Source organism: Streptomyces sp. NPDC050842 (assembly GCF_044456565.1).
In the GTDB taxonomy this organism is placed as follows: Bacteria; Actinomycetota; Actinomycetes; order Streptomycetales; family Streptomycetaceae; genus Streptomyces.
The window spans coordinates 700,870-717,478 of sequence record NZ_JBITGA010000005.1; the positions used below are offsets into that span (position 1 = coordinate 700,870).

The window sequence follows — 16,609 nt, forward strand, 5'->3', positions numbered from 1 at the left end:
TGGGCGGTCTGCCACGAAGCGTAACGACTACTCGGGCAGACGGAGTTCCAGGTCGACACGGCGAGTGACGCCCGCGCTGCCGAGGGCGGCGAGGAGGTCGGCGACCGGGCCGCGGCCGGGGAGCTGGGCTTCGGGGTCCACGTCGTGCCAGGGGGCGAGGACGAAGGCGCGCTCGTGGGCGCGGGGGTGCGGCAGGGTGAGGACGGGGTCGTCGGAGACGACGTCCGCGTACGCGATGATGTCGACGTCGATGGTGCGGGCGCCCCAGCGCTCCTCGCGGACGCGGTGGAAGGCCTCTTCGACGGCGTGGGCCCGCTCCAGGAGCGAGGAGGGCGGCAGGGTCGTCTTCACGAGCGTGACGGCGTTGAGGTACGAGGGCTGGCTGTCGGGCTCGACGCCCCAGGGCTCCGTCTCGTACACGGGGGAGACGGCCTTGACCCGGAGGCCGGGGGTGTCTTCGAGGGCGTCGACGGCCCCCTGGAGGGTCTCCAGGCGGTTGCCCAGGTTGGCGCCGAGGGCGAGGACGGCCCAGCGGGGGTTGGAGAGTGTCGTGTCCGCCGCGTCGACCGTGGCGACGACGGAGGCCGGTACGGGCTGGACGGTGGGGTCGCTCTGCGTCGGCTTCATCGTCGGCTCCGGGTGATCGTGATGGTCACGTCGTCGAAGGGCACGGTGATGGGTGCGTCCGGCTTGTGGACGACGACTTCCACTTCCTGTACCCCGGCGTGGCTGAGGCATTGCTGGGCGATGCGCTCGGCCAGGGTCTCGATGAGGTCGACGGGCTCGCCCTGGACGACGTCGACGACTTCCTCGGCGACGATGCCGTAGTGCACGGTCTTCGCCAGGTCGTCGTCGGCCGCCGCGGGGCGGGTGTCCAGGCCGAGGACCAGGTCCACGATGAAGGTCTGGCCCTCCTCGCGCTCCTTGGGGAAGACGCCGTGGTGGCCTCGGGCCTTGAGGCCGCGCAGCGCGACACGATCCACGCGAATCACTCCTGCTGTCGTAGTTCGGGTGGCCACGCAGCCGGGTGCGGACGGCCGGGTGTCCACTTCGAATCTACCTGCGGGGACCGACAGCGCTTGCCCTCGGGGGGCCATGGGCGGGTCAGGTGGCGGGTTCCGTGCCGTCGATGCCGGGGCCCTCGGTGCCCGTCTCGTCGGTGTCCGTGAGGACGGGGGAGGCGTGGTGGGACCAGATCCGCCAGCCGTCCGGTGTGTCGCGGAACACGTTGGTGGCGACGACGAGCTGGCCGACGAGGGGGCCGAGCTCGGCGCCGTCCTCGGCGGGTCCGCCGCTGAGGATGTTCTCGGTGCAGGTGACGACGGCGGTCCCGCCGGCCAGGGAGATCCTGAGGTCGGTGAGGAAGAACTGGATGTACTCCGTGTTGGCCATGATCAGGGCGTACGAGCGGAGCACCTCGCCGCGGCCGGTGAGGACGGGCCAGCCGGGGTGGACGCAGGTGATGGGGGTGGCCCCGTCGTCGAGCCAGAGGGCGGAGACGGCTTCGAAGTCGCCGGTCTCCATCGCCTCGTAGAAGGCGGTGTTGGCGGCTTCGACGGCCGCTTGGTCCGTGGTGCGGCTCACGCGGCTCCCTCGACTGCCCGGGCGACGCGTACGGCGTCGGCGGTGGCCCTGACCTCGTGGACGCGGACGGCCCAGGCTCCTTCGTGGGCGGCGATGGCGGAGACGGCGGCGGTGGCGGCGTCGCGCTCGCGGGCGGGGGGCGGGGTGGCGCCGTCGCGGGTGAGGACGTGGCCGAGGAAGCGCTTGCGGGAGGCGGCGACGAGGAGGGGCCGGCCGAGGGCGCGGAGCTCGGGGAGGTGGGCGACGAGGGCCAGGTCGTGGGGGGCGAGCTTGGCGAAGCCGAGGCCGGGGTCGACGACGATGCGCTCGGGGGCGATGCCGCCGTCGACGACGGCCTCCAGCCGGGTGCGGAGTTCGGCGACGACCTCGGCGACGACGTCGTCGTACACGGCGAGGCTGTTCATCTCCTGGCTGAAGCCGCGCCAGTGCATGACGACGAAGGGGACTTCGGCGGCGGCGACGGCGGGGACCATGCCGGGGTCGGCGAGTCCGCCGCTGACGTCGTTGACGAGGACGGCTCCGGCTTCGACGGCGCGGGCGGCGACGGCGGCGCGCATGGTGTCGACGGAGACGGTGACGCCTTCGGCGGCGAGGCCGCGGACGACGGGGACGACGCGGCGGAGCTCTTCCTCCTCGTCGACGCGGCTGGCGCCGGGGCGGGTGGACTCGCCGCCGACGTCGACGAGGTCGGCGCCCTGGGCGACGAGGTCGAGGCCGTGTTTGACGGCGGCCGTGGTGTCGAACCAGCGGCCGCCGTCGGAGAAGGAGTCGGGGGTCACGTTGACCACGCCCATGACCGCGCAGCGGTCCCACTCCGGCAGGCCCTGGGCCGTGCCCCGGTCGATCGTCGTACTCATGTGTCCAGCGTAGGGCCCAAGCCGAGTCGGAGGGGGGTCAGGCGGCGTGGACCTCGCGCTCGGGCCGGACCGGGGTCGGGGTGGTGACGATGTGGGCGCAGGGTCGTGGGGCCCGGGTGGGGCGGCGGCGGGGGAAGAGGCGGGGGAGGGAGAGGGTGACGAATCCTTCGGCGCGCATGGCGGCGAGGCCGATGCGGGGCAGGTCGCGGCTGTTGCGGTAGACGACGAAGCGGGGTTCCCAGCGGGGCCGGAACTTGGCGTTGAACTTGTAGAGCGACTCGATCTGGAACCAGCGGGAGAGGAAGACGAGGAGCCCGCGCCAGACGCGGAGGACGGGTCCCGCGCCGATCTTCTCGCCGCGTGCGAGGGCGGAGCGGAACATGGCGAAGTTGAGGGAGACGCGGTCGATGCCGAGGGCGGGGGAGGCCTGGAGGGCGGCGACGATGAGGAGTTCGTTCATGCCGGGGTCGGCGGAGCGGTCGCGGCGCATGAGTTCGAGCGACATGCCGTCGGGGCCCCAGGGCACGAAGTGGATGATCGCCTTCAGGTCTCCGTAGGGGGAGGTGGGGCGGTCCGGGTCGTCGGGATCGTCTTTGTGGGCGGTCGCTATGACGGCGTCTCCGTCGCCGGGGGCGCCGATGCGGCCGAGGGCCATGGAGAAGCCGCGTTCGGTGTCGGTGCCGCGCCAGTCGGCGGCGGCGCGGCGGACGCGTTCCAGTTCCGCGTCGTCGAGGTCGCGGACGCGGCGGACCTGGGTGGTGTAGCCGTTGCGTTCGATGCGCTTGACCATCTGGCGGACGTTGCGCATGGCGCGTCCGGAGAGGGAGAAGTCGGCGACGTCGACGATCGCCTCGTCGCCGAGTTCGAGGGCGTCGAGGCCGGTCTCGCGGGTCCAGACCTGGCCGCCGGTCTCGGAGCAGCCCATGACGGCGGGGGTCCAGGAGTGGGCCTTGGCCTCGTCCATGAAGCGTTCGATGGCGCCGGGCCAGGCTTCGACGTCGCCGATGGGGTCGCCGCTGGCGAGCATCACGCCGGAGACGACGCGGTAGCAGACGGCGGCCTTGCCGCTGGGGGAGAAGACGACGCCCTTGTCGTGGCGGAGGGCGAAGTGGCCGAGGGAGTCGCGGCCGCCGTGCTGGTCGAGGAGGGCGCGCAGCCGGGTCTCGTCGTCGTCGGTGAGGCGGGCGGCGGGGTGCTCGGGGCGGAAGGCGAGGTAGATGGTGGTGAGGGCGGTGAGCATGCCGAGGGCGCCGAGGGAGTAGCCGACGGTCCAGTCGACGCCGCGGGTGTAGGCGACGGGGCCTTCGACGCCGAAGAGTCCGTACAGGACGTGTTCGAGGCGGTCGGTCAGGCTGGGGTCGCCGACGACGCGGCGGGGGTGGGCGCTGACGATGACGAGGCCGAGGGCGATGGATCCGGCGCCCATGACGACGAAGTTGGCGAGTGCCCGCCAGCGGCTGCGCGGGTCGGGGAGGGCGGCGAACTCGTCGCGGTGGCGCAGCAGGAGGGCGAGGAGTGCGAGGGAGAAGAGGGCGCCGATGACGGAGTGGCGCCAGACGAACTGGGCCGCGGCGCCGACGGGGAGGAGGACGACGGCGGCGCGCCAGGCGCGGCGCTTGTGCCGCTTGAGGCCGTGGGCGAGGAGCAGGAGGAGGACGCCGGCGCTGAGGGAGAGGGCGGCGGAGAGGTGGCCGAGGGTGCCGGGGAGGACTTCGGCGACGGCGTGCATGCGGCTCGCGCGGAAGCGGGGGAAGACGCCGGCGGCGATATCGATGAGGCCGCCGATGGTGCAGGCGGTGCCGACGAGGGCGGGGACTTTCTCGGGTCGGGGACCGCGGAGAATCCGGCGTACTCGAACCGGAACCAATCGCGATTTGTCCCCATCTACCGTGACAGACATGGCTTCCCGTACTTCCCGTGGTCCTGCGAGGGGTCTCTGACTCCGGCCGGGCCCTGCGGCGCGTTCGGCGGGCCGTACCGGCTGGTGCGCTCTCTAGGACGGAGTGGCGTGGAGCCGGGTTCATCGGTTCACAGGAAATTCTTGGAAAGAAGGCTCGGTCGTCTCATGGGGCTCATCAGTAACAAGGTCCTCGTGCTGGCCGTGGTGCTGGCCGTGGTGCTGTTCCTCGCCACGGTCTGGCTCTGGCCGCGGCTCGCGCGGCGCGGTTGGCGTGCGGTCGTGGGGCGGGTGGGGCTGCTGCTCGTGACCCAGGTGGCGTTGTTCGCGGCGGTGGGTCTCGCGGCGAACCGTTCCTTCCTCTTCTACGGCTCCTGGGCGGACCTGTTCGGGCAGGAGCAGGACATGGGCGTGGTCGTCGACCACGGGGCCGGTTCGAAGGACGTGCGGGTGGTGGGGAAGGAAGGGCTGACCGTGCCGGGCGGGTCCCGGCCGGAGGTCGGTGGCCAGATACAGAAGGTGGTCATCGCGGGCGAGCGGTCGGGGATCACCTCGCCGGCCTACGTCTACCTGCCGCCGGAGTACTTCCAGGAGCGGTACGCGAAGAAGACGTTCCCGGCCTCGGTGGTGCTCACGGGGTACCCGGGGACGGCGGAGAACCTGATCAAAGGGCTGAAGTACCCGCGGACGGCGTACACCCAGGCGAAGGCCGGGAAGATGCAGCCGATGATCCTGGTGATGCTGCGTCCGACGGTGGCGCCGCCGCGGGACACCGAGTGCGTGGACATCCCGGGGGGTCCGCAGACGGAGACGTTCTTCGCGGAGGACCTGCCGAAGGCGGTCTCGGAGACGTACCGGGTGGGGACGAAGCCCCGGAACTGGGGCTTCATGGGGAACTCGACGGGTGGCTACTGCGCGCTGAAGATCGCGGTGCACCACCCGGACCGGTACGCGGCGGGGGCGGGTTTCTCGGCGTACTACCGGGCGGCGGAGGACGTGACGACGGGTGACCTCTTCCACGGCGACGACCGGCTGCGCAAGCGGGGGGACCTGCTGTGGAGCCTGGACCACCTGCCGCAGGGGAAGTCGTCGTTCCTGGTGACGACGTCGAAGCAGGGCGAGGGCAACCTGAAGGGGACGCTCGACTTCATCAAGAAGGTGAAGAGCCCGGCGCGGGTCTCGTCGATCACGCTGGAGAGCGGCGGCCACAACTTCAACACGTGGAACCGGGAGATCCCGCCGGGTCTCGTCTGGATGGCCGGGCGGCTCAGCGCGTCCTGACGGTCAGTCGACGGTGGCCCTGCGCAGGGCGCGGTGGACCCCTTCCGGGGTGAGGACGCCGACCGAGCGGCCGTCGGCGCCGGTCACGGTGAGCCGGCCGGTGTCGTGCTGGAGGAGTACGGCGAGCGCGTCCTTGAGGGAGGTCCCGAGGGGTACGGGGTCGGGGGCGCCGTCCTCGCGCGTGGCGATGCTCTTCGGGAGCGGGTCGAGGTCGGCCTCGGTGACGGGCGTGACGGCGAGGCGCTTGAGCCCGCGGTCGCTGCCGACGAAGTCCGCGACGTACGGGGTGGCGGGGGCGCCGAGCACGGTGGCGGGGGCGTCGAACTGCTCGATGCGGCCGTGCCCGTAGACGGCCATGCGGTCGCCCATGCGGACGGCCTCCTCGATGTCGTGGGTGACGAGGAGGACGGTCTTGCGGACGGTGGCCTGGAGCGCGAGGAACTCGTTCTGGAGGCGCTCGCGGACGACGGGGTCGACCGCGCCGAAGGGCTCGTCCATGAGGAGGACGGGCGGGTCGGCGGCGAGCGCGCGGGCGACGCCGACGCGCTGGCGCTGTCCGCCGGAGAGCTGGGCGGGGTAGCGGGAGCCGTAGACGGCCGGGTCGAGGCCGACGAGGTCGAGGAGTTCGGCGGCGCGGTCGCGGGCGGCGGCCTTCTTCCAGCCGAGGAGCGCGGGGACGGTCGCGGTGTTGTCGAGGACCGTGCGGTGGGGGAAGAGGCCGACCTGCTGGATGACGTAGCCGATCTTGCGGCGCAGGGCGACCGGGTCGACGCCGGCGATGTCGCGGCCGTCGACGAGGACGCGGCCGGAGGTCGGTTCGACGAGCCGGTTCACCATCATCATCGTGGTCGTCTTGCCGCAGCCGGAGGGCCCGACCAGGGTGACGAGTTCGCCCTCGGCGACCTCGAAGGAGAGGTCGTCGACGGCGGTGGTGCCGTCCTCGTACCGCTTGGTCACGTTCTCGAACCGGATCATGGTTCCCCATTCTCACCCCTGGACACCGGGGGTGTGTGAAGGGCGTGTTGCCGCATTGTGGCGGATCCCGGTGATTGTCGGTGGCGGGGGTTAGGGTCGTCAGACATACGTTCGGAGCGAGCGGACGACCCGGGGGGAGGGGCGGATGAGCACGCCGAACTGTCTGGTCACCAACGACTGGATATGCGGGGAGTATCTGCGCACGCGCAGCGAGGAACTGACGGAGGCGACCCTCCAGCATGTGGGAATCACGGTCGTGTCCGTGCTCCTCGCGCTCCTCGTCGCGGTGCCGCTGGCCCTGCTCGTGCGGGCCAGGCCGCGGTTCGCGGGGCCGGTCCTCGGGCTGACGACCCTGCTCTACACGGTGCCGTCGCTCGCGATGTTCTCGCTGCTCCTGCCCGTCTTCGGGCTCTCGGCCGCGCTCGTCGTGACCGGCCTCGTGCTGTACGCGCTGACGATCCTCGTGCGGAACACGCTGGCCGGGCTCGACGCCGTGCCGGCCGAGACGCGCGAGGCCGCCCGGGGCATGGGGTACGGCTCGTGGCGGCTGCTGTGGCAGGTCGAACTCCCGCTGGCGCTGCCGGTCCTGATGGCCGGCATACGGATGGCGACGGTCTCCACGATCGCGCTGACGACGATCGGCTCGGTCGTCGGCCGCGGCGGGCTCGGCAATCTCATCGAGGACGCGCTGCCGACCTTCTTCAAGGCGCAGGTGCTCGCCGCCTCCGTGCTGTGCGTGCTGCTCGCCGTCGTCGCCGACCTGCTGCTCCTGGGCCTCCAGCGGCTCCTCACGCCGTGGGCCCGGATACGGACCGCGCCGGGGGGTGCGTGAGGTGGGGATCGTGACGGACGCCTGGGCCTGGCTCACCACCGGCGCGCACTGGACCGGCGAGGAGGGCATCGGGCAACGGCTCGCGGAGCACGTGTACGTGAGCGGGGCGTCCCTGCTGATCGCCGCGGCGATCGCGCTGCCGGTCGGGCTGTGGCTCGGCCACCTCGGCCGGGGCGGGGCGCTCGCGGTGAACGTGTCGAACGTCGGGCGGGCGGTCCCCGTCTTCGCGGTCCTCGCGCTGTTCATGGTCTCGCCCCTGCGGAACGCAGGCTACGTGCCGACCGTCGTCGCCCTCGTGCTGTTCGCGATACCGCCGCTCCTCACCAACGCGTACGTGGGGATGCGGGAGGTGGACCGGGCCGCGGTGCGGGCCGCGCGGGGCATGGGGATGACGGGCGGCCAGCTCTTCCGGCGCGTCGAACTGCCGCTGGCGCGGCCGGTGGTCATGACCGGGGTGCGCTCGGCGGCGGTGCAGGTGATCGCCACGGCGACGGTCGCGGCGATGGTCGGCCAGGGCGGCCTCGGCCGGATCATCACGGCCGGCTTCGCCCTCTACGACACCGCGCAAGTGGTCGCGGGCGCCGTGCTCGTGGCCCTGCTCGCCCTCCTGGTGGAGGCGGTGCTCGCGGGAGCGGACCGGCTCCTGGCGGGGCCGTCGCGTGCGCACGCATCGAATGACTGAACGACTTTCGGAAGCCGATGAATGAGATGGGTGGTCTTGTGAACAGGGTCTCGCGTATCGCGGGTGCGGTGCTGGGGACGACGGCGCTGGCCGTCGCGCTCGCCGCGTGCGGTGGTGAAAGCCTGGAGGGGGGCAAGAACAAGCCCGGTGGAGCCGGCGACGCGTCCGCGGGCGCGGAGAAGGGCTCGCTGGTCGTGGGCGCGGCCGCCTTCACCGAGTCGAAGGTCCTGGCCGAGCTCTACGCCCAGTCGCTGCGGGCCGCCGGATACTCCGTATCCGTCACCACGGTGAAGAATCGTGAACTGTACGAGCCGTCCCTGGAGAACGGGGAGATCGACGTCGTACCGGAATACGCGGCGACGATCGCGGAATTCCTCAACGCGAAGGTGAACGGCCCGAAGGCGCCCGAGGACAAGCCGGTCGCTTCCGGTGACGCGGCGGCCACGGTCGAGGCGCTGCGGAAGCTCGCCGAACCGCGCGGCCTCAAGGTGCTCGCGGTCGGTGAGGCGGTCGATCAGAACGCCTTCGCGGTGACCAAGGAATTCGCCGCGAAGAACAAGCTGACGACCCTTTCCGATCTCGGCCGCTCGAAGCTCAAGGTGAAGATCGCGGCCGGTGACGAATGCGCGGTGCGCCCCTTCTGCGCGCCCGGCCTGAAGAAGGCCTACGGGATCGACGTGGCCGGCATCGACCCCAAGGGGGTCGGGACCCCGCAGGCCAAGCAGGCCGTCAAGGACGGGGTGGACCAGCTGGTCCTGACGACCACCACGGACGCCACGATCGACAGCTTCGGGCTCGTCTTCCTGGAGGACGACAAGAAGCTGCAGAACGCCGACAACGTGCTGCCCGTGGTCAACGCCAAGGATGCCGGAGCCCCCGAGATAGCGGCCGCCCTCGACAAGATCACCAAGGTGCTGACCACAGCGGATCTCGCCGAACTCAACCGCAAGGTGGACGCCGAGCGGGCCAAGCCGGAAGACGTCGCCAAGGACTATCTGACGGCGAAGGGGCTGCTCAACAAGTAGGTCCCGGGTGAGGGGAGTCGGCCCGAAACGGAACCGGAAGCGCTCATATCCACTTCTTGTGGCGAGAAGTGGCCAAGAGATTGCCGGGCCGACACCCCACATGGCGCCTACGCACGGTAAATTTCAGGCCATGCCACGTGGACGCCACCGCCATTCCCCGCCTCTGCACAAGTTGCTGCCGCCCTCCGCGGTCGCAGGCGCCGCGGTCGTGTGCGCCGCGGTCGTCTGGCTGCCCGGAGATCTGCTGATCGTGCGACTGCTCGCGGTCGCCGCCGCGGCTGCGGCCGTCACCGGTGCCGTCCTCATGCGCAGTTGGGACCGGAGCGCCGGCGCCCGGGTCGCCGAATTGAACCGGGCCCGTACGGCCGACCAGTGGAAGGCCGAGGAGCGGGTCGCCGAGCTGGAGTCCGACCTGGAGGAGTCCCGCGGCCTGCGGACCCGGCTCGACGCCAAGCTCCGCGCCAAGCGCGTCGAGCTCGCCGGGCTGCGCGGCGAGCACGCCGACCTCCTGCGCCGGTACGCCACGGCCGAGACCGAGCGGGCCAGCGCCCTGGAGGGCCGCCGCGTCCTCGCCCTGGAGGCGACCGCCGGCACCACCGCCACCGGCACGGCAGGCGGCACCGAGGCGAAGGCGCTGCCCGCCGCCCGGTCCACGCCCACCCCGGAGGCGTACCGCCGCGCCGCGCAGGCCCTGAAGGACCTCCCGCGCAACGCCGCGGCCCAGCACGCCCGGCGCACCGCCGAGGCGGCCCGCGCGCGGGACCTCGCCGAGCGGGCCCGTGAGACGGAGGAGCCGCAGGGGAAGCAGGCGGCGGCCGCCGGGACCGAGCAGCACAGCCGTACGGCCGCCCCCGCCCTCGGGCCCGCCCCCGCGCCGGCGGCACTTCCCGCCGCGCCCGCCACGCCCTCGTCGGACGTCGAGGCGGCCTCCGCGGCTGACTCGGAGTCCGCGGCACCCGTGCCCGTCCCGCCCACCGGGATCGCGCCCCTGCCCGCCGTCCAGGCGGCCGCGGCGATCGTCCCGTACGCGGCCCGCAGGCCCGTCCCGCGCCCCGAGGGCGGTTTCGACTTCTTCGGTACGCAGAAGGTGGCGGCGGCCATCGAGGCCGTGCAGCACACGGACCTCGCCGACGTCGTGGGCGAGGAGGTCCTCGAAGAGGCCCTGGCCGCCGAGACCCCGTTCCTCGTCCCGCTCGCCCCGCTCCCGGCGCCGGTGCCGCCCCGGGCGATCGGCGAGGTCATCGACCTGACCGCGCACGACGAGACCGAGCAGATCGACGTGGCCGAACTGCGGGGCGCGGTCAGCTCGTGACGTACCGCCTCGCCCTGCTCACGGCGGCCGAGGCGGTCCGGCGCCGCGAGGAACTGATCGCCCTGTGCGCCCAGGCATTCGCCGGATCCCCCTGGCACGAGCCGCCGCTCGGCGCCGTACGGACCGTGGACCGGCTGCTCGACAGTGCCGCGCGGAGGGACGACTTCTGCGCGGCGGCCGCGTACGCCGACGACGGCACCGACGACGCCGATGCCGCCCTGCTCGGCTTCGCGGCCGGATGGACCGACACCGCCCTGTCCGGCGACGCGCCCTTCTTCGAGCTGGCCGAGCTGGTCGTCGCCCCCGGCTGCCAGGGCCAGGGCATCGGCCGGTCCCTCCACGACGGGCTGCTCGTGGTGGGCTCGCCGGGACCGGCCCTGCTCATGACCCTCGACGTACCGGAACTGACCGACCGGTACGCGCGCTGGGGCTGGACGGTCGTGGACCGCCGGCGTCCCGCCAACGAGCAGCGCGACTACGTCGTGATGCGCCACGCCTGACCCGACCGACGGGTCGGGCCTACTTGTCGATGTCGCCGACGACGAAGAACAGCGAGCCGAGGATCGCGACCATGTCGGCGACGAGCGTCCCCGGCAGCAGCTCGACCAGCGCCTGGATGTTGTTGAACGAGGCCGAGCGGAGCTTCAGCCGGTACGGCGTCTTCTCGCCCTTGGAGACCAGGTAGTAGCCGTTCACGCCCAGGGGGTTCTCGGTCCAGGCGTACGTGTGCCCCTCCGGCGCCTTCAGCACCTTCGGCAGCCGCTGGTTGATCGGGCCCTGCGGCAGCTCGGCCATCCGGTCCAGGCAGGCGTCCGCCAGGTCCAGGGAGTTGTGCGTCTGGTCCAGCAGGCACTCGAAGCGGGCCAGGCAGTCGCCCTCCTCGCGCACGGCGACCCGCAGCGTGTCCTGGAGCTCCCCGTAGGCGAGGTACGGCTCGTCACGGCGCAGGTCGAAGTCGACGCCCGAGGCGCGGGCGATCGGCCCGGACACCCCGTACGCGTGCACCGCGTCCCGCGACAGGACACCGACCCCGCGCGTACGGCCCCGGAAGATCTCGTTGCCGAGGACCAGCCGGTCGTACACGTCCATCCGCGAGCGGACGTCCGCGACGGCCTGCCGCGCCCGCCCCAGCCAGCCGGCGGGCAGGTCCTCCTTGAGGCCGCCGACCCGGTTGAACATGTAGTGCATCCGGCCGCCGGAGACCTCCTCCATCACGGCCTGGAGCTCCTCGCGCTCCCGGAAGGCGTGGAAGACCGGGGTGATCCCGCCCAGTTCGAGGGGGTACGAGCCGAGGAACATGAGGTGGTTGAGGACCCGGTTCAGCTCGGCGAGGAGCGTACGGGTCCACACGGCGCGCTCGGGGACCTCCATGCCCAGCATCCGCTCGACGGCCATGACGACCCCGAGCTCGTTGGAGAAGGCGGAGAGCCAGTCGTGACGGTTGGCCAGCATGACGATCTGCCGGTAGTCACGCGCCTCGAAGAGCTTCTCGGCGCCGCGGTGCATGTAGCCGATCACCGGCTCGGCCTGCTGGATGACCTCGCCGTCGAGCACGAGGCGGAGGCGGAGCACGCCATGGGTGGAGGGATGCTGCGGTCCGATGTTCAGCACCATGTCGGTGCTCTCCGCCGCGCCGCCGATTCCGACCGTCGTCTCCGTCATGCGGGACAGTATCCCCTGCCCCGCATCCCCCGCCCACGGGTCACCCGGTGGCGGGCGGGACCCGCCGCGTCAGCCAGAGGAAATCGCCCAGGCCGCCGCGGGCGGTGAGCTCGGCGGCCTCGCCGGCGGACGCGAGCGCGCGGACGTAGCCGGCGGGGTCGGTCGTGGCGAGCGAGAGCGGCGGCCGGCCCCCGGACACCCCGAGCCGGTGCAGGGCCTCCCGCTGCGTGACGAGGTCCGTGACGAGGTCCGCGCCGTCACCCGCCGCCGCGCACGCGTCCGCGGCCACGTGGGCCGTCACGTCGCAGCTGCCGTCCGGGACCGGCGGCACCTCGCGGCCGGCCCGGAAGCCGGTCAGCGTGCCGAAGGGCGGCCGGGACTCCCGTACGTGCGCGTAGTCGACGGCCACCGCGCGGCCCGCCGCGAGCGACCCCACCGCCGCCGCCCACGCCTCGTCCCGGGGCCGCCCGATCTCCGCCCGCGCACCCGGCTCCCGCAGCGGCCACCAGCGGGCCAGCCACTCCGCGTCGGCGCCCGAGACGGGTGCGGCGAGCCGCTCCGTACCGTCCGCGCGGACCTCCACGTACCGGGCGACGCCCGCCGCGTCGACCTCGGCCACGTCCACCGGCACGTTGTCGAGCCACTCGTTCGCGAAGAGGAGGCCGCGCACGCTCCGCGGCTCCGGCAGCCGGTCCGTCCAGACGATCCGCGGGTCGAGCCCCGCCGGGCGGGCGGCGCGCTCGACCGCGTACGCCCGGACGGCGAGGTCCGTCCCCGTGCTCGCCGCGGTCGCCGCGAGGACCGCCGTGAGCAGCTCGCCCCGCCCCGCGCCCACGTCCACCAGCGCGACCTCGGCCGTTCCCAGCTCCTCCGCGACCTCGCCGAGCAGCCTGGCCACCGCGCCCGCGAAGAGCGGCCCCGTGTGGACCGAGGTGCGGAAGTGCCCCGCGGGGCCCTCGGGGCGCCGGTAGAAGCCCCCCGGGCCGTACAGCGCCCGTTCCGTGGCCTCGCGCCACCCCTGCCACTGACACGTCTCACCCGTCACGTCATCCGTCACGGGCCCCAGTCTCCACCTCGGGGAGTACAGGCCCCTCACCAAGGATCGGCCCCACGGTTGATCCCTGCACCTATCGGCCTTCCCTACTCTGGGTGACGTGCAGCGCCTCTACGACTTCATCCGCAGACACCCGACGGGCGTCGACTCCTTCTGGGCCGTCGTCCTCCTCGGGTTCTCCCTGCTGTGGGTGGCGACGACCTACCCGGCGGTCGATCAGCCCTTCGCGTACGGGGTCGTCGCCGTGCTCTTCTCCCTGGTCGTGGCCTTGCGCCGACGTGCCCCGGAGAAGATGCTGCTGCTGACGGTCGCCCTCGGCCTCGTCCAGCTCGGTTTCGGTCTGATGCCGTTCATGGCCGACTTCGCCATGCTCGTGATCGTCTTCACGGTCGCGGCGCACGACGGACCCCGCTGGGCCTCCCGCCTCGCCCTCGTCGGCGGACTCAGTGCCTCCACGCTCTCGCAGGTGAGATGGCCCATGGAGGACATCGAGTCCGTCGCGGCGCAGGTCTTCTTCACGATCATCATGACCGTGCCGTTCGCGCTCGCCTGGGTCCTCGGCGACTCGCTCCGCACCCGCCGCGCCTACTTCGCGCAGCTGGAGGAGCGGGCCTCCCGCCTGGAGCGGGAGCGCGAGGCCCAGGCCAAGGTCGCGGTCGCCGCCGAGCGGGCCCGGATCGCCCGCGAGCTGCACGACGTCGTCGCCCACAACGTGTCGGTGATGGTCGTCCAGGCCGACGGCGCCGCCTATGTCATGGACTCCTCCCCGGAGACCGCCAAGCAGGCCCTGGAGACGATCTCCACCACGGGCCGGCAGGCCCTCGCCGAGATGCGCCGCCTCCTCGGCATCCTGCGCACGGGGGAGCACCAGGAGGCCGGCGAGTACGTGCCACAGCCCGACGTGGGCCAGATCGAGGACCTCGTCGAGCAGGTCCGCAGCGCCGGTCTCACCGTCGACTTCGCGATCGAGGGGAGCCCCCGCCCGCTGCCCAGCGGCGTCGAGCTCACCGCGTACCGGATCGTCCAGGAGGCCCTCACCAACACGCGCAAGCACGGCGGTCCCGACGTCGGCGCGAGCGTCCGGCTCGTCTACTTCGACGACGGCCTCGGGCTGCTCGTCGAGGACGACGGCCGCGGCGCTCCGCAGGAGATGTACGAGGACGGCGGCGCCGACGGGCGCGGCCATGGTCTGATCGGCATGCGCGAGCGGGTCGGCATGGTCGGCGGCACGCTGGACGCGGGGCCGCGCCCCGGCGGCGGCTTCCGCATCAGCGCGCTGCTGCCGCTCAAGCCCGCTCACTGAAGCCTGCTCACAGACGAAGCCCGCTCACAGACGATCTGTAAGGAACTGACCTCATGTCCATCCGCGTGATGCTCGTCGACGACCAGGTGCTGCTGCGCACCGGTTTCCGCATGGTGCTCGCCGCCCAGCCCGACATGGAGGTCGTGGCGGAGGCGGGCGACGGGGTGGAGGCGCTGGAGGTCCTGCGGTCCACGGCGGTCGACGTCGTGCTGATGGACGTGCGCATGCCGAAGCTGGACGGGGTGGAGGCGACCCGGCGGATCTGCTCCCAGCCGGACGCGCCGAAGGTGCTGATCCTGACCACGTTCGACCTCGACGAGTACGCGTTCTCGGGGCTGAAGGCGGGCGCGAGCGGCTTCATGCTGAAGGACGTGCCGCCGGCGGAGCTGCTGGGCGCGATCCGTTCGGTGCACAGCGGGGACGCGGTCGTGGCGCCCTCCACGACCCGCCGGCTCCTCGACCGCTTCTCGCCGATGCTGCCGTCGACGGGCAAGGAGACGCGGGCCGTCGACACCGCGCTCGCGCGGCTCACAGACCGGGAGCGCGAGGTGATGATGCTGGTCGCGCAGGGCCTGTCGAACGGTGAGATCGCCGCGCGGCTGGTCCTCTCCGAGGCGACGGTGAAGACCCACGTGGGCCGGATCCTGACCAAGCTGGGCCTGCGCGACCGGGTCCAGGTCGTGGTCCTCGCGTACGAGTCGGGCCTGGTCCGCGCGGGCGGCGGCGCGGCCTAGGGGCCGCACGCGCGGGGCCTTCTACCGCAGCACGCTCTCCAGGAAGTCGCTGCCGAGCCGGGCGACGACGGTCACGTCGAGCTGGTGCAGGACGTAGCGGCCGCGGCGCTGCGTGATGACCAGGCCGGCCTTCTTCAGGACGGCGACGTGGCGGGAGACCTCGGGGGCGGTGATGCCGTACGCGTCGGCCAGCTCGCCCGTCGAGTACGCGCCCCGGGCGAGGCTGCGGCACAGCCGCATCCGCATCGGGTGGGCGATCGCCTCCAGACGCAGCTTGACCGCCTCGGTCGCGGCGGCGCCGCCGAGGTCGCGGGTCGGCACGGGGTACTGGACGACCGGCTGCCAGCCGGGCGTGTGCAGGGCGAAGAGGTGCGGCCAGCCGAAGGCGGTCGGCAGGAACGTCACGCCCGAGCCCTCGGCGGTCGTCCGCCCCTGGACCAGCTTGTCGACGACGATCCGGCGGCCCTTCTCGTCCTCCTCCAGGACCATCGCGGCCGAGGCGGCGCTGACGGCCTCGGCGAGCCCCTTGTGGCGCATCAGTTCGCTCTTGTGACGGGCGTCGGCGGCGAGCTGCACGCCGACGCGGCGCCAGGTGTCGGCGAAGAAGGCCTCGTCGCAGTCCTCCAGGAGCCGCCGGATCCACGCGCGCGTGCCGGGCGGGTCGGCGAGCATCCGCTCCACGAAGGCGACCTGCCGGGGGCCGCGCGCGGCGGCCAGGTCGAGGGCGCGGCGGCGCATCCGCTCGTCGACGAGCGGGGACGGCGCGCCGTGCGTGTGGTGGCTGGCGCAGGAGATCTCCAGCGCCGAGGCCACGTACTTCTCGTCGTCCATGCGGTCGAGGTCGTCAAGCTCCTCCGCGAGCGTCCCCCGGGGCCGCGGCGGGAGCAGGATGTCCGAGCGCGTCGAGCGCCACATGAAGTCGGCCTCGTGGAGCCGGTCCGCGAGCTCGGGCTTGAGGGCGGCGGCGGTCGTGGTCGTCCAGGCGTGCAGCCGGGGGTGGTGCGCGGGCTCGGCCAGGGCGTGCAGGGCGGCGCCCAGCTCGGCCAGGGGCGAGGGGCAGAAGCCGATGCGCTCCTGCGGCAGTCCGGTGATGTCGATCGTCACGCTCACGCCCCCATGGTGCGGGGTGCGGCGGGGGTGGTGTCGCGCCGTTTGACGAGTGCCGTCAATCGGCGCGCCGGGCCGCCGGGACGCGGCGCACGGTGAGGTCATGAACGCGCTGCATCAGTACCTCTTCGACACGTACCGCGCCGCCCGGCTCGGTGAGCCGATGCCCCCGGCGCCCGGCACCCACGACGTCGCCGTCCTGAGGGCGGCACGACACTCCCTGGCGGGCCGCCCGGCGCGCGGCGGCCTCCGCACGGCCCTGCGCAGGTGGTGGCGCCCGAGCGCCCGCTGAGCCCGGGGCGGG

General features: G+C 72.7%; 18 protein-coding genes. 9 read left to right on the forward strand and 9 right to left on the reverse strand.

What is annotated here, in order from left to right; translation table 11 throughout:
* Positions 1–27: 27 nt before the first annotated feature.
* The 5 genes from folK to ACIBG6_RS20360 form a co-directional block, all read right to left on the reverse strand.
* Complete coding sequence (folK, locus tag ACIBG6_RS20340) at positions 28–627, reverse strand: 2-amino-4-hydroxy-6-hydroxymethyldihydropteridine diphosphokinase (protein ID WP_399223950.1); 600 nt, start codon at positions 625–627, stop codon at positions 28–30.
* Entirely contained in the window at positions 624–983 is a 360-nt protein-coding gene (folB, locus tag ACIBG6_RS20345) for a dihydroneopterin aldolase (protein WP_017240053.1), read from the reverse strand. The genes folK and folB overlap by 4 nt, the downstream gene beginning before the upstream one ends.
* A 121-nt stretch (positions 984–1,104) precedes the next feature.
* Entirely contained in the window at positions 1,105–1,584 is a 480-nt protein-coding gene (locus tag ACIBG6_RS20350; protein WP_399223951.1) for a nuclear transport factor 2 family protein, read from the reverse strand.
* Positions 1,581–2,441 (reverse strand): dihydropteroate synthase, encoded by an 861-nt coding sequence (folP, locus tag ACIBG6_RS20355; RefSeq protein ID WP_384137296.1) that lies wholly within the window; start codon positions 2,439–2,441, stop codon positions 1,581–1,583. The genes ACIBG6_RS20350 and folP overlap by 4 nt, the downstream gene beginning before the upstream one ends.
* 37 nt (positions 2,442–2,478) lie before the next feature.
* Positions 2,479–4,341 (reverse strand): phosphatidylglycerol lysyltransferase domain-containing protein, encoded by a 1,863-nt coding sequence (locus ACIBG6_RS20360; protein ID WP_399223952.1) that lies wholly within the window; start codon positions 4,339–4,341, stop codon positions 2,479–2,481.
* 165 nt (positions 4,342–4,506) lie between these two features.
* Here ACIBG6_RS20360 and ACIBG6_RS20365 point away from each other — a divergent pair, with 165 nt between their 5' ends.
* Complete coding sequence (locus ACIBG6_RS20365) at positions 4,507–5,619, forward strand: alpha/beta hydrolase (RefSeq protein ID WP_399223953.1); 1,113 nt, start codon at positions 4,507–4,509, stop codon at positions 5,617–5,619.
* 3 nt (positions 5,620–5,622) lie between these two features.
* On the opposite strand, the gene ACIBG6_RS20370 is transcribed toward ACIBG6_RS20365, so the two are convergent.
* Positions 5,623–6,594, reverse strand: coding sequence for an ABC transporter ATP-binding protein (locus ACIBG6_RS20370; RefSeq protein ID WP_399223954.1), 972 nt, complete (start codon positions 6,592–6,594; stop codon positions 5,623–5,625).
* A gap of 145 nt (positions 6,595–6,739) precedes the next feature.
* Here ACIBG6_RS20370 and ACIBG6_RS20375 point away from each other — a divergent pair, with 145 nt between their 5' ends.
* The 5 genes from ACIBG6_RS20375 (at position 6,740) to ACIBG6_RS20395 (ending at position 10,945) form a co-directional block, all read left to right on the forward strand.
* Entirely contained in the window at positions 6,740–7,426 is a 687-nt protein-coding gene (locus ACIBG6_RS20375) for an ABC transporter permease (protein WP_399223955.1), read from the forward strand.
* Between the two features lies 1 nt (position 7,427).
* The gene (locus ACIBG6_RS20380; protein WP_399223956.1) at positions 7,428–8,108 is read left to right on the forward strand and encodes an ABC transporter permease; all 681 of its coding nucleotides are present in this window, start codon (positions 7,428–7,430) and stop codon (positions 8,106–8,108) included.
* Positions 8,109–8,134: 26 nt separating this feature from the next.
* Positions 8,135–9,133: an ABC transporter substrate-binding protein gene (locus tag ACIBG6_RS20385; RefSeq protein WP_399223957.1), complete on the forward strand. Its 999-nt coding sequence runs from the start codon at positions 8,135–8,137 to the stop codon at positions 9,131–9,133.
* 130 nt (positions 9,134–9,263) lie between these two features.
* Positions 9,264–10,445, forward strand: a complete 1,182-nt coding sequence (locus tag ACIBG6_RS20390) for a hypothetical protein (protein WP_399223958.1) — start codon at positions 9,264–9,266, stop codon at positions 10,443–10,445.
* A complete protein-coding gene (locus ACIBG6_RS20395) occupies positions 10,442–10,945 on the forward strand; it encodes a GNAT family N-acetyltransferase (protein WP_399223959.1) in 504 nt (167 codons plus the stop codon). The genes ACIBG6_RS20390 and ACIBG6_RS20395 overlap by 4 nt, the downstream gene beginning before the upstream one ends.
* A 19-nt stretch (positions 10,946–10,964) precedes the next feature.
* Here ACIBG6_RS20395 and ACIBG6_RS20400 read toward each other — a convergent pair whose 3' ends face one another.
* Both ACIBG6_RS20400 and ACIBG6_RS20405 read right to left on the reverse strand, forming a co-directional pair.
* Positions 10,965–12,107 (reverse strand): NADH-quinone oxidoreductase subunit D, encoded by a 1,143-nt coding sequence (locus ACIBG6_RS20400; RefSeq protein ID WP_317596552.1) that lies wholly within the window; start codon positions 12,105–12,107, stop codon positions 10,965–10,967.
* Between the two features lie 40 nt (positions 12,108–12,147).
* Complete coding sequence (locus ACIBG6_RS20405; protein WP_399223960.1) at positions 12,148–13,164, reverse strand: SAM-dependent methyltransferase; 1,017 nt, start codon at positions 13,162–13,164, stop codon at positions 12,148–12,150.
* A 97-nt stretch (positions 13,165–13,261) separates the two neighbouring features.
* Between ACIBG6_RS20405 and ACIBG6_RS20410 the strand changes: the two genes are divergently transcribed.
* Entirely contained in the window at positions 13,262–14,464 is a 1,203-nt protein-coding gene (locus tag ACIBG6_RS20410) for a sensor histidine kinase (protein WP_399223961.1), read from the forward strand.
* Positions 14,465–14,517: 53 nt separating this feature from the next.
* Positions 14,518–15,198, forward strand: a complete 681-nt coding sequence (locus tag ACIBG6_RS20415; protein WP_399223962.1) for a response regulator — start codon at positions 14,518–14,520, stop codon at positions 15,196–15,198.
* Between the two features lie 21 nt (positions 15,199–15,219).
* Here ACIBG6_RS20415 and ACIBG6_RS20420 read toward each other — a convergent pair whose 3' ends face one another.
* Positions 15,220–16,302: a DUF5937 family protein gene (locus tag ACIBG6_RS20420; protein WP_384138361.1), complete on the reverse strand. Its 1,083-nt coding sequence runs from the start codon at positions 16,300–16,302 to the stop codon at positions 15,220–15,222.
* 106 nt (positions 16,303–16,408) lie between these two features.
* On the opposite strand from ACIBG6_RS20420, the gene ACIBG6_RS20425 reads away from it, so the two are divergent.
* The gene (locus tag ACIBG6_RS20425) at positions 16,409–16,597 is read left to right on the forward strand and encodes a hypothetical protein (RefSeq protein WP_399223963.1); all 189 of its coding nucleotides are present in this window, start codon (positions 16,409–16,411) and stop codon (positions 16,595–16,597) included.
* The last annotated feature ends 12 nt before the right edge of the window (positions 16,598–16,609 follow it).